At 68.0% G+C, this 14,396-nt stretch carries 12 protein-coding genes and 1 pseudogene; 5 read left to right on the forward strand and 8 right to left on the reverse strand.

Annotated features, from left to right (window positions below; all coding sequences use genetic code 11):
• Window positions 1-495: pseudogene (locus ON21_RS28270) on the forward strand (Fe-S oxidoreductase); the annotation flags it as partial.
• Window positions 496-824: 329 nt separating this feature from the next.
• Here ON21_RS28270 and ON21_RS28275 read toward each other — a convergent pair.
• The 4 genes from ON21_RS28275 to ON21_RS28290 all read right to left on the reverse strand — a co-directional run bounded on the left by ON21_RS28275 (window position 825) and on the right by ON21_RS28290 (window position 4,770).
• Window positions 825-1,283, reverse strand: coding sequence for a hypothetical protein (locus tag ON21_RS28275; RefSeq protein WP_157170992.1), 459 nt, complete (start codon window positions 1,281-1,283; stop codon window positions 825-827).
• A gap of 326 nt (window positions 1,284-1,609) precedes the next feature.
• Entirely contained in the window at window positions 1,610-2,758 is a 1,149-nt protein-coding gene (locus ON21_RS28280; RefSeq protein WP_039802821.1) for an acyl-CoA dehydrogenase family protein, read from the reverse strand.
• Window positions 2,758-3,987: an acyl-CoA dehydrogenase family protein gene (locus tag ON21_RS28285; protein WP_039802825.1), complete on the reverse strand. Its 1,230-nt coding sequence runs from the start codon at window positions 3,985-3,987 to the stop codon at window positions 2,758-2,760. Before ON21_RS28285 ends, ON21_RS28280 begins: the two co-directional genes overlap by 1 nt.
• Window positions 3,988-4,233: 246 nt before the next feature.
• On the reverse strand, window positions 4,234-4,770 hold the full coding sequence (locus tag ON21_RS28290) for a YdcF family protein (protein ID WP_039802831.1): 537 nt from the start codon (window positions 4,768-4,770) through the stop codon (window positions 4,234-4,236).
• 146 nt (window positions 4,771-4,916) lie between these two features.
• Between ON21_RS28290 and ON21_RS28295 the strand changes: the two genes are divergently transcribed.
• Together ON21_RS28295 and ON21_RS28300 are read left to right on the forward strand one after the other, a co-directional pair.
• Window positions 4,917-6,239 carry a UDP-glucose dehydrogenase family protein gene (locus ON21_RS28295; protein ID WP_039802833.1) on the forward strand — a complete coding sequence of 441 codons (1,323 nt, stop codon included), beginning with the start codon at window positions 4,917-4,919 and terminating at the stop codon, window positions 6,237-6,239.
• Window positions 6,240-6,390: 151 nt separating this feature from the next.
• Entirely contained in the window at window positions 6,391-7,698 is a 1,308-nt protein-coding gene (locus ON21_RS28300) for a DUF7159 family protein (protein ID WP_245562768.1), read from the forward strand.
• Between the two features lie 10 nt (window positions 7,699-7,708).
• Here the strand turns inward: ON21_RS28300 and ON21_RS28305 are convergent, their stop codons facing one another.
• From ON21_RS28305 to ON21_RS28315, 3 genes are all read right to left on the reverse strand, one after another.
• Entirely contained in the window at window positions 7,709-8,986 is a 1,278-nt protein-coding gene (locus tag ON21_RS28305; protein ID WP_039802837.1) for a YibE/F family protein, read from the reverse strand.
• Window positions 8,987-9,379: 393 nt separating this feature from the next.
• Window positions 9,380-10,633, reverse strand: a complete 1,254-nt coding sequence (locus tag ON21_RS28310) for a pyridoxal phosphate-dependent aminotransferase (RefSeq protein ID WP_039802838.1) — start codon at window positions 10,631-10,633, stop codon at window positions 9,380-9,382.
• 100 nt (window positions 10,634-10,733) lie between these two features.
• Window positions 10,734-12,125: a helix-turn-helix domain-containing protein gene (locus ON21_RS28315; protein WP_039802840.1), complete on the reverse strand. Its 1,392-nt coding sequence runs from the start codon at window positions 12,123-12,125 to the stop codon at window positions 10,734-10,736.
• A 175-nt stretch (window positions 12,126-12,300) separates the two neighbouring features.
• Here ON21_RS28315 and ON21_RS28320 point away from each other — a divergent pair, with 175 nt between their 5' ends.
• Window positions 12,301-12,750 carry a hypothetical protein gene (locus tag ON21_RS28320; RefSeq protein ID WP_039802930.1) on the forward strand — a complete coding sequence of 150 codons (450 nt, stop codon included), beginning with the start codon at window positions 12,301-12,303 and terminating at the stop codon, window positions 12,748-12,750.
• A gap of 80 nt (window positions 12,751-12,830) precedes the next feature.
• On the opposite strand, the gene dcd is transcribed toward ON21_RS28320, so the two are convergent.
• A complete protein-coding gene (gene dcd / locus ON21_RS28325) occupies window positions 12,831-13,430 on the reverse strand; it encodes a dCTP deaminase (RefSeq protein WP_039802842.1) in 600 nt (199 codons plus the stop codon).
• Window positions 13,431-13,543: 113 nt separating this feature from the next.
• Here dcd and ON21_RS28330 point away from each other — a divergent pair, with 113 nt between their 5' ends.
• On the forward strand, window positions 13,544-14,317 hold the full coding sequence (locus tag ON21_RS28330; protein WP_039802843.1) for an SDR family NAD(P)-dependent oxidoreductase: 774 nt from the start codon (window positions 13,544-13,546) through the stop codon (window positions 14,315-14,317).
• Window positions 14,318-14,396 lie beyond the last annotated feature (79 nt).

Raw genomic sequence — 14,396 nt, forward strand, 5'->3', positions numbered from 1 at the left:
CCGGTCAAGGGGTTGGGCATGAAGGGCGGCGCGAAGGCGCCCGGCGGTGGTCTCGCCATGAAGGGCGCGGCCAAGGCTCCCGGCGCGAAGGCCACGACCGCTGAAGCGTCGGCCGCTCCGGCAGCCGAGGCAACGCCCACCGAGACGGCTACGGAACCGGCCGAAGCAACGACCGCAACCGCGCCGACCGAGACCAAGCCCACGGTGCCCGCCAAGGGTTTGGCCATGAAGTCGGGCTTCAAGCGGCCCGGCCCCAAGGCCCCCGGCAAGGCAACCCCGGCACCGGCCCCGAAGGATGCGGCTCCCGCCGAGCCGGCGTCGGCGGAGCAGTCTCCCGCTGCGGAAGCCCCTGCGGCAAAGCCCGAACCCGCTGCCGAACCGGAGCAGTCGAATGGCGTGAGCGGCAACGGCGCGAGCGAAGTCGCGCCGCCCACCGCCAAGCCCGGCGGTCTCGGCTTCAAGGCCGGTGCGAAGGCGCCGGGCCGCAGAAGCTGAGCCCACAACAACTCCATACCGACATCGGCCGGGTCCGTGGACGGACCCGGCCGAGTCATATCCGGGGCAGGTATACGCTTCGAACTCGCACTGGTCTCCGCAGGAGTCGAAGGAGGTCGATGATCTCCCGGACCTTGACCGCCCGCTTGCGCTGCTCGATGTCATTGCCCGACACGGTGATCCGAGAATTGAACAACGGACACAGCCGCACTCGTTCGCGGTCAGCAGTTGAATGGGAAGCACGGCTTCGGCGGGGCAGTCGGCTGCGCGGGCGCGACAGTCGCGGGCACCACGGCGGTGTCGGTCGGCGTATGGACATGGCCGCTCGGTCACGCCGAACGCCACGGCAGGAGCCGACGAACCGCCTTCCGTCCCGAGGTGATGTGCGGGGGTTGCGACATCAGGGAATCCTTGCCCCGGATACACCACCCGAACGCCACCCACCGGTCGTCGTCATCGGTGATCACATACTCTTCGGCGCCCCCGAGAATGATCGCCTCGACCGCCGCGGCCGCCTGGGACGGCTTGTCCTCGAATTGGATTTCGTAGTCGGCGATGGCGCGGACGCACCAGCCCGTTTCGATGCGCACCGCGGCGTCGCCCATATCCACCAGTTTGATGTGTGGATTGACCCCGCGCGCTTCGGCTTCCGTGGACGAGGACCCGCTGGAGAGCACCAGGGTGCCGGGATTCGAAAACGTCTGGATGGCGTAACGCTCGGCGATGGCAAACACCTCCGAGCAGAACATCTCCCATTCCGTCCCACTCACCCCGGCCTCCCAGCCCACTCGAAATTTTGCCCCGCATCGGCACTACTTACCGCACGGATTCACCACCGTGTCCGAGTATTTCCACGCCGAGGATTGCGAGGGTACTCCCCCGTACACGCCGCCCCCGCGAGCAGCCGTCCGGTACTCCCCGTCCGCGCAGGTGGTGGCGCCTTGGGCAACGACAGTAGTGCCGGAGAAAGGTCGCCTCGTCGAACCTGGCAATTCCCGAGAAGGTTGCGACAGCTTCGACTCAGCGAGACGGATCTCTCAGCGGAGGCGATGAAGGATGCGTGGCACCCGGACCCGGTCTGACCAGGGTTGCGGGCCCCGGTCAAGGACTCGAATCACGGCCTGGTCAGTGCCGCAAAACGAGCGAGGTGCTCGTCGGTGGAGCCGAATTCGTGCTCGATCACGGTGAGCCGCTTGAAGTAGTGGCCGATGGCCAGTTCCTCGGTCATGCCCATCGCGCCGTGCAGTTGCACCGCGTTCTGGCCGATGAACCGCGCCGCCCTGGCGACGGTGACCTTCGCCGCCGAGATGGCGCGGGCACGGTCGTCGGCGGAGGCGCGCAGCGAATGGACAGCCAGGTGGACGGCCGCGATGGCCTGCTCGAGCTCGATGTACATGTCGACCATGCGGTGTTGCAGCACTTGGAAACTGCCGATCGGCTGACCGAACTGCTCGCGCTGCTTGGCGTAGTCGATGGTGTCGGCGAGCACCTTGCGCATGCAGCCGACCGCCTCGGCGCAGATCGCCGCGGTGGCCTCCGCGATGGTCGGCTCGATGACGGTCCAGCCGTCGGACTCCGTGCCCAGCAGAGCGTCGGCGGGCAGACGCAAGCCGGTGAACACGAGATCGGCGGCGGTCCGGTCGTCGATGGTGCGGTAGGCGTGCACCTCGACTCCGGCGGGCGGAGCGCTCGCGTCGAATTCCAGCCGGAACAGGGAGATCCCCGCCTTGTCGCGCCGCTCGCCCGACGTGCGGGCGGTGATCAGCAGATCGGTGGCCAGTGGCGCGCCGGTCACCACGGTCTTGGCGCCGTCGAGCACCCAGGCGTCGCCGTCGCGGCGGGCGGTGGTCGAGACGTCGTGCAGCGTGTGCCCGGAGGCCGGTTCCAGCGCGGCGAACGCGATGCGCGCGTCGCCGGAGACGATCCGGCGCAGCACGGCGTCGGCCTGTTCGCCACCGGAACGCTCGAGCAGACCGGCGCCGAGCACGACCGTGTCCACGAACGGCTCGACCACCAGCGCACGGCCGAGTTCTTCGGCGATCACCATGAGTTCGACCGGGCCGCCACCGGTGCCGTCCACCCGCTCGGGCAAGGTCGCGCCGAGAATCCCCAGTTCATCGGCGAAGCCGCGCCAGATGGCGGGCTGCCAGCCCGACTCCGATTTCGCCGCCGCGCGGCTCTTCTCCAAGTCGTAACGCGCCCCGAGGTAGCCGGCGATCGCGGAGCGGAGCATTTCCTGCTCGTCGGTAAGCGTGAAGTCCATCAGAGTCCCAATGCTGCTTTGGCGAGGATGTTTCGCTGAATCTCGTTGCTGCCCGCGTAGATCGAGCCCGCTCGGTCGTTGAAGTACTTCAGCGGCGCGACGGCCTGCCAGTCCGCGCCGCTGTGGTAGCCGTCGGCGGGCGGTGTGAACTGGGCGATCGGGCCGCCCGGCTCGGTGGCATGCGGCTGGTAGACGCGACCGCGCGGTCCCGCCGCCTCCAGCGCCAGTTCGGTGAGCTTCTGGCTGAGTTCGGTGCCGAGGATCTTGAGTATGGATGACGCCGGCCCCGGGTTCTTGCCCTGCGCCATCGCCGAGATAGTCCGGTATTCCAGGACCTCGAGCACCTCGGCGCGAATCCGCAGGTCCGCCAGCTTCGCAGCGAACGCACGATCGTCGATCAGCGGATTGCCGTCCGGCCCCGGCTGCTGCGCCGCGTTCGCGGCGATGTCCTGGGCCATGACCTGCAGCCACGGCGCCGCCGCTCCGCCCCGCTCGTGCACCAGCAGGTACTTCGCGACGGTCCACCCGTCATCGATCCGGCCGAGCACGTTGGTCTTCGGCACCCGCACGTTGTCGAAGAAGACCTGGTTCTGCACCTGCTCGCCCGAAGTCATCACCAGCGGCCGGATCTCGATGCCGGGCGCGGTCATGTCGATCAGCAGGAACGTGATGCCCTGCTGCTTCTTACCCGTGCGCGAGGTGCGCACGAGGCAGAAGATCCAGTTCGCCTCGGTGGCGTGGGTGGTCCAGATCTTGCTGCCGGTGCACACGAAATCCTCGCCGTCGTCGACGGCGGCCATGGTCAGCGCGGCCAGGTCCGATCCGGCCTCGGGCTCGGAGTAGCCCTGGCAGAAGAAGACCTCGCCGGTGAGGATGCGCGACAGGAAGAACGCCTTCTGCTCCGGGGTGCCGAACGCGATGATCGCCGGGGCCACCATCTTGATGCCCATCGGCGACAGCGCGGGCGCGCCTGCCAGTGCCGATTCCCGTTGGAAGATGTAGTGCTGAGTCAGGCTCCAGTCACATCCGCCGTGTTCCACCGGCCAGGCGGGCGCCGCCCAACCGCGCTCGTGCAGGATGCGCTGCCATTCCATGCTCGCCTCGTGGTCGGGATACACGCTCGTCGCCAAGCGCCCGGCCCGCCGCAACTCCGGCGTCAGCTTCGCGTCGAGGAACGCGCGCACCTCGTCCCGAAACGCCAGATCCTCCGCTGACCAGTCGTAATCCATCCGCCCTCCCAGAGGGTGTGCACCGTTGCTTCCATGGCGACCATCCCGCCACCACGCGACAGAATGTACGGCTGTCTCTCTCACGCCGTCAAACTGACGTCATATGCCCGCACATACCCGGCCGGCGACGACCGATCCCTCCGGTCGCCGGACCCACAGCACCGGCCCGGCAACCGGTCCATCCGCCTCGATCGGTCGCCGCCGACCTCAGCCGCAGGTGTTGGGTTCGCCGATAACCGGAACCGTTCAGCAGTCCTCGACGAAGGCCTTCAGGTAGCCCACCGATTGGTAGACGTAGTCGTAGGCCCAGCGGGGGATGGAGAGGGCGGGTTCTGGGTCGGTGAAGAGGAGTTCTCCGTCCCAGCACTTGTGCAGGACGTAGCGGGATCGGGAGATGTGGGGGGTGAAGGTGACGACGATGACCCGGCGCCAATCGTGGGCGCGGGCGAGGCGGGCGAGTTCGCGGCCTTCGCCGCGGGTGGTGCGGGGGGACGGGTCGAAGCACAACACCTCGAAGCTGTAGCCGCCGTGACAGATGCGGTTGAGCATGGCGCTGTTCTCATAGGGGTTGGAGAACACCACCCGCGGCGCGTACCCCTCGCGCGCCAGGCGCAGGCCCAGTTGTTCGCGGCCGTCGTGCGCCCCGCCGAGAACGAGAACGGCGTCCGCCCGCGCGGGCGGATCGGTCCGCGGACGCACGTAGACCGGCCACAGCGCCACCGTGGCGACAACCACCGCCAGACCCGCGCCGAGCGCGATCCAGGCCAACCGACGACGTCGCACCAGGCCGATGCTAGCCGGGCGCGGCGCGACCGTTCCGCCAGGTCACGAGGCCAGGATCGGCGATGTCGCCGCATGTACATCTGCTGTTGCCCGGACCCTTGCCTCGCTGACGTGGCGTGGCCACCGGCGGGGCTTACCAATCGATCATGCGATGCACAGTCTTCGGAACCGGGTATCTCGGGGCCACGCACGCGGCGTGCATGGCCGAACTCGGGCACGACGTCATCGGAGTGGACGTGGACCCGGGCAAGGTCGCGAAACTGTCCGACGGAGTGGTGCCGTTCTACGAACCGGGCCTGGAGGATGTGCTACGCCGCAACCTCGATGCGGGCCGATTGCGGTTCACCACCTCCTACGCCGAGGCGGCCGCGCACGCCGATGTGCATTTCCTCGGTGTGGGCACGCCGCAGAAGAAGGGCGAGTACGCCGCCGACTTGAAATACGTGCACGCGGTGGTGGATACGCTCGCCCCGCTGCTGGAACATCCCTCGGTGATCATCGGCAAGTCGACCGTTCCGGTCGGTACGGCCGCCGCCCTGGGAACCCGCGCCCGCGCACTGAGTTCCACCGACGTCGAAGTGGCGTGGAACCCGGAATTCCTCCGGGAAGGCTTCGCGGTCAAAGACACCCTGCGGCCGGACCGATTGGTCCTCGGGGTCGACCGGGAACGCGCCGCTGCCGGTTGGGTCGAGGATCTGGTACGTGAGATCTACGCCGACCTGATCGCCGCCGAGGTCCCGTTCCTGCTGACCGACCTGGCCACAGCGGAATTGGTGAAGGTCTCCGCGAACGCGTTTCTGGCGACGAAGATCTCGTTCATCAACGCGGTATCGGAAGTGTGCGAAGCGACCGGCGCCGATGTGACCATGCTGGCCGACGCGCTCGGCTACGACGCGCGCATCGGCCGTCGATTCCTCAACGCCGGACTGGGTTTCGGCGGCGGATGTCTGCCGAAGGATATCCGGGCGTTCATGGCCCGCTCCGGCGAGCTCGGCGCCGACCACGCCGTCGCCTTCTTGCGCGAGGTGGACAACATCAATATGCGCCGCCGGACCAAGGTGGTCGACATGGCCGCCCGCGCCTGTGGCGGCTCATTGCTCGGGGCCAACGTCGCGGTGCTCGGCGCCGCGTTCAAACCGGAGTCCGACGATGTCCGCGACTCCCCCGCGCTGAACGTGGCGGGCATGATCCAGCTACACGGGGCCGTGGTGACCGTCTACGATCCCAAGGCACTGGAGAATTCGCGCCGGGTGTTCCCCACGCTGAACTACGCGACCTCGGTCGCCGAGGCGTGCGAACGCGCCGACGTGGTGCTCGTGCTCACCGAGTGGAACGAGTTCACCGCGCTGCGCCCCGAGGACCTCGACCGGGTGGTGCGCGCCCGCTCGATCATCGACGGCCGGAACTGTCTCAATCGTGCCACCTGGAGAGCAGCCGGATGGGTGTACGCGGGACTCGGCACACCGTAGAGTTGCGGAGCGAGGCGGGCTACTGCCAGACAGACGACCAGTCCTGCCTTAAGCACAGCTGATCGCCGGCGGTAGGGTCCGTCCAGCGGGTCTCCGCCGACGGACGGCGCAGGCTCGCATGTCGTGAAGTGTGAAACGAGATGGGCAGCTGATGAGTTCGGTACTGGGAGTTTCGGTGGGGGCCGGCGCTGTCCGTATGGCGCGACCACACGCCGCGAACCCCCACGGGCATGTCTCCCCGCATTCCTTCGATCTGCAGACCGTTCCGGTCGTCGATCAAAGCGTGGAAGAGCTGGCGGCAGAGGCCATCGGAGTCACCCTGGAGGCCACGCCGGGTATCGGCGCCACCGCGATCGCCTACCGCAGTGAGCAGCACGCCCGTGGCATCCGCGCCGCCATGGCGCGCCAGCAGCTGACCAATTACGAACTGGTACCCGAGATCGCGGCCGCGCTCGAGTTCGCGCAGGCCACCGGTGATATCCGGGGCATCTCCTCGCTGGTCGTCTACGACCTGGGCAGCTCCGGTCTGACGGTGAGCGTGGTCGATACGCAGACTCGCGAGGTCCGGCACAGCGAGCGCACCAGCGACATCAGCGGCGACTACCTCGACTCGTTGATCCGGGAGCAGCAGATCGCCTCGGGGCGGATCGCCCACCCGCCGAACGCCGCCGGTCTGGCCGCCTTGGACGCACTGTGCCGCGAGGCCAAAGAGCAGCTCACCAGCAACACCGCCGTGGCGCTGCCGAGCGAACAGGGTTTGGTCCTGCTCGCGCAGGAGAACTTCGAATCGCTGATCATGCTGGCCATCGAGTCGTCGGCGCGCATGGCGCGCGACGTGATCGTGCGCTCGGACCGCCCGGTGCACGGTGTGCTCGCCATCGGCGGTTGCGCCCGGATCCCCTTGGTGGCCAAGGTGCTCGAACGCTGGATGGGCGTGCCCGTCATCGTGCCGGACAGCCCGGAGACCGTGATGGCTCGCGGCGCCGCGCTGCTGGCCAGACCGGTCCGCAAGGAGACCTCCACGGCGAGCGCCGCGCTGGACGACGAGCTGTCACCCGCCTGGTTGTCGGCTCCGGCCCAGCGCGGCAAGCGTGAGATCAGCGGCGCGGTGCTGACCGTCAGCGCGCTGGCCGTCGTCGCCGCGATCGGGCTCGGCCTCGGTTACGGACCGCAGGTGCTGGAACGGGATTCACACACCAGCGAGGGATCACCGTCGCTGTCGCCGACCACCGCACCCCGCACGACCACCTTGGATCCGCAGATCGCGGTCGCGCCGGGCACCACGGAGTCGCCCGCGCACGAATCGGTCGCCGCGCCACCGCCCAACCGGCGGCAGACCACCAGCGAGGCGCCGCCGACGCCCGGCCCGAACACCATCGTGGTGCCGGGCCTCCCGCCGATCGTGGTCCCCACGATCCCGCCGGAGGTCTTCCCCTTCCCTCCACCGCCGCAACGCTGACGGGAATAATTCAGACCCTCGCGTGCCGCGCGCGACGCGTCCGCGGCGCGGGGGTGGGTTCCTTCGTCGTGAACGGGCGGGCCAGCAGCACCGCGATACCGGTGGTCAACGGCACCGAAAGCGCCAGCGCGATACCGCCGACCGCCGACCGCGCGATCTCGATGGCCACGGCGTCACCGGTCAGCACGTCGCGGATGGACCGCCCCGCCACGCTGAACAGCAGCAACAACGGCAGCGCCCCGCCGGCGTAGGCGAGCACCAGCGTGTAGACGGTACTGGCGATGTGATCGCGCCCCACGCGCATCGCGGCGGCGAAAACCTCGCGCCGGGATGCCGACTGGTCGAGGGCGGCCAGCTCGAAGGCGGCCGACGCCTGGGTGATCGTGACGTCGTTGAGCACACCGAGCGAACCGATGATGAATCCGGCCAGCAACAATCCGGTGATGCTGACGTGCTCGATGTAGGTCGCGACGTTCGTGTTCTGTTCCTCGGAGAGCCCGGTGAGCTGGGTCATCTCGATGGTGAGCCAGGACAGCGCGGCGGCGAGCAGCATCGAGGTCAGCGTGCCGAGCAGCGCCGAACTGGTGCGCAGGTTCACCCCGTGCGCCAGATACAGCACCGCGTAGAGGATCAGGGAGCCCGCCACCAAGGCGACCGGGATCGCCGGTTTGCCGTCCAGCAGGGCGGGCAGCAGGAACAGCACCAGGACCGCGAAGGCGAACACCAGGCCCAGCAGCGCACGGACGCCGCGCCAGCGCGCCACCGCGATGATCACCACGACGAAAGCCACGACGATCAGGGTGAGCGGCAGGCCGCGCGAGTAGTCCTCGAACGAGTACAGCGGCGTCCCGCTCGGATCGGTCTGGCGGACCAGCCGGAGTTCGTCACCGGCGTGCAGATCGGGTTGTCCTGGGCCGGGCGCGATTTCCAGCAGCGTGCGGTTGCCCTTGTGCGGTCCGGATTCGATCTCGATCAGGCTGCGCTGGCAGGTGTAGGCGTTGTTGCGCGGCGCTTGGGGCTGGTCGACGAACACCTTGCCCAGCGACGGGCTGCCGCACGGCCCCACATCCTGGAGCACCACGGTGCCCGCCTCGGTCTGCACCGCGCCGCCGCCCGCGTTCTGCATCGGCAGCGGGATGTCGATGTGCTGCTTGCTCGGCCACAGCGCGATCGCGCCGATGACGACGACGATCCCGATCGCGGTGAGTAGCCCGACGACCACGCGCGCCGCGGTCGCGCCGATCGCGATCGGCCCCGAATGATCGTGGTGATGGTGGTGGTCGCTCACCGCGCTCCTACCTGTCCGATGTGTTTCCGCCGGGAGCGAGCCTAAAGGATTTCATTTTCAAGACTGTCGCGGCGGTTACCGAACACAGCGGATACACGGTCGATGCGAACCGATCAGGAGAAAGAAGGAGTTAGAGGGGGGCGGCGGAGAGCAGGGGGATGTCTCCGCCGCCCGCAGGGCAGGCGGCCCAGGGGGGTAGGCGGCCTAACCCAAGGCCGGATATGCCCAGGGGGGGTAGGCAATCCGACCGGGCACTCTGAGTGCCGAGGACCACTGTACACAAAAGTACTTCTTTTGCGCTAGCTAGTCGCCAAATCCGACAGGTATCCATACATCGGGTTTGTTTCCGGGCCGGAAGCGGGGCGATTCTATTGTCCGCCGCCGACCTTCCCACTATTGGCGGTAGCTGGACAGGAAGTTGCCGAAGCGTTCGATAGCGACGGCGAGATCCCGGGCCCAGGGCAACGTGACGATCCGCAGATGGTCGTGGTGCGGCCAGTTGAAGCCGGTGCCCTGCACCATCAGGATCTTCTCCTGCAGAAGCAGATCCAGGACCAGCTTCGCGTCGTCGTGGATCTCGTACACGTTCGGATCCAGCTTCGGGAACGCGTAGAGCGCGCCCTTCGGCTTCACACACGACACGCCGGGGATCATGTTCAACCGCTCCCAGGCGACGTCACGCTGTTCGAGCAGCCGTCCGCCGGGCAGGATCAGGTCCTCGATGCTCTGATGACCGCCGAGCGCGACCTGAATCGCGTGCTGCGCGGGCACATTCGGACACAACCGCGAGGAGGCGAGCAGGTCGATGCCCTCCAGGAACCCGGCCGCGTGATCCTTCGGGCCGGTGATCGCCAGCCAGCCCGACCGGTAACCCGCGACCCGGTAGGCCTTGGACAGCCCGTTGAAGGTCAGGCACAGCAGGTCGGGGGCCACGCTGGCCAGCGAGATGTGCTTGGCGTCGTCGTAGAGGATCTTGTCGTAGATCTCGTCGGCGAGCAGCAGCAGCTGATGCTTGCGGGCGAGGTCGGCGATCTGCTGGAGCACCTCCGCGGAGTACACCGCGCCGGTGGGGTTGTTCGGATTGATCACCAGCAGCGCTTTGGTCTTGTCGGTGATCTTGGATTCGATGTCCGCGATGTCGGGCTGCCAGCCGTTGGCCTCGTCACACAGATAGTGGACCGGGGTGCCGCCCGCCAGGCTGGTCATGGCGGTCCACAGCGGGTAGTCCGGCGCCGGGATCAGCACCTCGTCGCCGTTGTCCAGCAGGGCCTGCATGGTGATGGTGATCAGCTCGGAGACGCCGTTGCCGAGATAGACGCCGTCCACGTCCAGCTCGGGGAAGCCGGGCACGAGTTCGTAGCGGGTCACGATCGCGCGCCGCGCCGAGAGGATGCCTTTGGATTCGGAGTAGCCCTGGGCGTGCGGGAGCGCCGCGATGATGTCGCGCATGATCACGTCCGGCGCCTCGAAACCGAACGGAGCGGGGTTGCCGATATTGAGCTTGAGGATGCGGTGGCCCTCGGCCTCCAGCCGTGCCGCGTGCGCGTGTACCGGTCCACGGATCTCGTAGACGACGTTCTGCAGCTTCGTGGACTGCTCCAGAACACGCGGGGGGCGGTGCGGATGTTGAGGACTCACCCGTCCCATGGTGCCATCCGTCGCAACCGGATAAACCGCCTGTCCGAGCTCCCCACATGCCGCTACGCCCGCGACGGCGGCGGCTGCCGCGCCGGGTGTGACGTGTCACTCAGTGGGCCGCGCCGCCCGGCGGGATGCCCTTGGCCGCCGTCGAGCCGCAGAATTCCTCGATCTGCTCGTCCAACCGGCGCGCTTCGACCGAGTCGCGGAAGGCCGGAGCCGCGATCCGCCTGCGCACGCCGGTCAGCCGCTCCTCGAGCTGCGCGATGCGTTTGTCCTCGTCGAGCCCGAGCACCGGTTGCAGCGCCTCGGCCGCACCGTCCAGGCTGCCGTTGATCAGGTGGGCGGCCGCGCAGTCGACCCTGGCCAGTGCCTCGGCGCCGTAGGAGCGCTGTTCGGACGGCCCGTTCGAATACAGCTCGATGGCTCGCTGGGTGGCGCCGAGCGCGGGCTCGGCCTGGCCGAGGTGGATGTAGGTGGCGCCCGCGTAGTAGTTGGCCTTCGCGTCGTTGAAGCCGAAGACTCCGCCCACTTCGTCGTGCAGCGTGTCGGTCGCGGCGATCTCACGGGCGTCGTCGGCCGCGCGGACGCAGCGATCGGTGTCGGCGGCGCTGCCCAGCGCCGACCAGATGCGCGCCTCGATATTGAGCAGGCGCACCTGCGCGGTCGCGGACTCGGCGAATTCCTGCCCGCTCTGGGCGAGCTGGACCGCCCGGCGGGGCCGCTGTGACCAGTACTCGATCAGCGCGTGCATGCCGCGGGTCCAGGCTCGAAGCCCGTTGTGCCCGCACAGCTCCGCGTAGGCCCAGGCGGCGCGGACCTGCTCGCCCGCGGCGTCGTAGTAGCCGAGGTCGGTACTCGCGTTGGCGAGCAGGCCCGAGAGCGTGCCCGCCAAGAGATACAGATGACCGGTATCGGCGGGCCGCTGATGGCCTTCCAGCAACCGATACACCCGGCGCCGCACCCGCACCATCTCCACCATCATCGGAACCGGCGGAATGCGCACGTAGTCGTTCGCGATGCGCACGACATCCGCGTCGAGCTGTTCCAAAGTGCTCGCACCGACATTGGTGCTCTCGGCCTTGCCGGCGTGCTCGCTGGCCTCGTGGGCAGCCGCCATGATCAGATCCCTCTCCGAAATCGCCGCCAACGCAGCACCTCTCATCGCACCAGCGTCAATGAGAGCCAAAAGATCCGCGTCGCTCGAATAATGAATGCGCGCCGAGGCGTCGGCAGCATCGAATCCCGGCGGGACGGCTCGATCGATCGCGGGCTGATCGATCAATGCCGCGAACCGCGCCCGCACCACATCGTCGGACCGGGCCAGTGAGGTATCCAGAGCGGCTTGGTTGATCGGTCGTGGGTGAACCCGGACGCCCCCGGCTTCCCACTTCGACACCAAGCGTTCGTGCACGCCCAGATGGGCGGCGAATTCCCTGATGCTCATCCGCTTGGCATCGCGAAGGGCACGGGCCTCTTTGCCTGACCAATGCGTGACCACGGTGTCATCCTTCCGAACGAACTCCTTCCAGAGTACGAGCGGTTTGTGAGCGCGGCCACAGCTGAAATGCGGCCCGTATCAATGGCAGCGGAAGGGCAGCGCAAGGCGGGTGAGCGGGCGATGCCGAATCACGCGGCGGGCCGCGACCATTGAGTCGGAAGGCAAGGAGTTCGCCGTGAATGTCGAGAAACTCAGGACCGTGGACGATTGGGTGGCGTTCTATCGGCACGAGTTCGGACTGCCGGTCACCGAGCGTGGCGGTTTCGCCATGCTGCCGATCACCGGACGCGTTTGCGTCGTCCACCTGCCGACCGCGCGTGCCGAGAAGGTGCGCGCCGCACTGGAACAGCAGGGAACGAGGGGTCCCATGTTGGCCAGGCAGATCCGATGGAGTTTCCTCGCCGAGCCCGACAGCCGACCGGGACCACAGGTGCTCGAGGCGCTCAATCGGCTGGATATCGGCCTGCCCGCCGTCGGCAGCGCCGTGATGTTGCCGACCGGCCTCGGCCGCTGGACCCGGGAAGGGTGCTTCTGGGTCAGCCCGCCGAGCCGCGGTGACACGCTTCCACCGCTGTCCGTAATCCTCACAACGGCGCTGGCGGTGGGAGCGGGCGGTGGGGACTGATCACCTCCGCGGTCAGGTCCCCACCGCTGTCCGCCGGGTCCGCTTCTCCCGCACAGTCGACGAAGCGGACCCGGCCCCGGTCAGCGTGATTCGGCGGCGTCGATCGCGGCGGCCGGAATCGGGAAGTTGAGGTAGGACCGCGAGGGAGTCGGTCCGCGCTGGCCCTGGTACTTCGAGCCCGCCACGGCGCTGCCGTACGGGTGCTCGGCCGGGCTGGTCAGCCTGAGCAGGCACAACTGACCGATCTTCATGCCTGGCCACAGCGTGATCGGCAGATTGGCCACGTTGGACAGCTCCAGCGTGATGTGCCCGCTGAACCCGGGATCGATGAAGCCAGCGGTCGAGTGGGTCAGCAGGCCCAAGCGGCCCAGGCTGGACTTGCCCTCGAGGCGGCCGGCCAGATCGTCCGGCAGCGTACACACTTCGAGAGTGGAGCCGAGCACGAACTCGCCGGGATGCAGCACGAACGGCTCGCCCTCGGCCGGCTCGACCAGACTGGTGAGCTCGTCCTGCCGCTGCGCCGGATCGATGTGGGTGTAGCGGGTGTTGTTGAACACCCGGAACATCCGGTCCAGGCGCACGTCGATGCTCGACGGCTGGATCAGGTTCTCCAGCAGCGGCTCGACGCCGAGACGCCCAGCGGCGATCTCCGCGCGGATGTCACGATCGGAAAGCAGCACGCGACGAGCGTAGCGCCTGCTCGCCGTGGCTCCTCAGCCGCACAGTGATATGGAGAGAACGATATCCTCGCATTCATTCGGGCGGCGCCGCCCGCGATCGAAGGGATGAACCGATGACCGAGGGCTCGCTGTTCGACCTGACCGGCCACGTCGCCGTCGTCACCGGAGGCAATTCCGGCATCGGTCTCGGATTCGCCCGCGGGCTCGCGCGAGCCGGGGCCGACGTGTGTGTCATCGGCCGCAACACCGAGCGCAACGAAGCCGCCGCCGCCGAATTGCGCGCGTTCGGCGGGCGGGTGCTCGCGCTGAGCTGCGATGTCGGCGAGGAACAGCAGGTGATCGACACCATCGGCCGGGCGGCCGCCGAACTCGGACGCATCGACTCCTGCTTCGTGAACGCCGGTGTCAGCCAGGGGTTCATCCCGTTCGTGGAGACCGATCTCGCGGAATTCCGCCGGGTCACCTCGCTCAACCTCGACGCCGCGTTCGTGACGCTGCGCGAAGCGGCGAAGGCGATGCTCGCCCAGGGCGAGGGCGGCAGTCTGGTCGCCACCGCCAGCCTGGCCGCTCATCAGGGCGTTCCGCGCGGGCAGTCCTACGCGGCCAGCAAGGCGGGGTTGATCGCCATGGTGAACTCGATCGCGGTGGAACTGGCCAAGCACGGCATCCGCGCGAACTCGGTGCTGCCGGGCTGGGTCGAGACGCCGATGACCGAGGACGCCTTCGCCTGGGACCGTTTCCGCGAGCGCGTCCACCCGAGAATCCCGGTTCGCCGCTGGGGGTTGCCGAGCGATTTCGAATCCGTCGCCGTCTACCTCGCCAGCCCCACCAGCGCCTACCACACCGGAGACACCCTGCTGATCGACGGCGGTTACAGCAAGTTCTGACGCGCTTCGGCCACGGCGGTGTCGTTCCAGCTGGTAAGGAGCCGGTTACCTTCGAGCGTCGGAGATGGCAACGTGGAGG

This window comes from Nocardia araoensis NBRC 100135, assembly GCF_000308435.1.
Lineage (GTDB): Bacteria > Actinomycetota > Actinomycetes > Mycobacteriales > Mycobacteriaceae > Nocardia > Nocardia araoensis.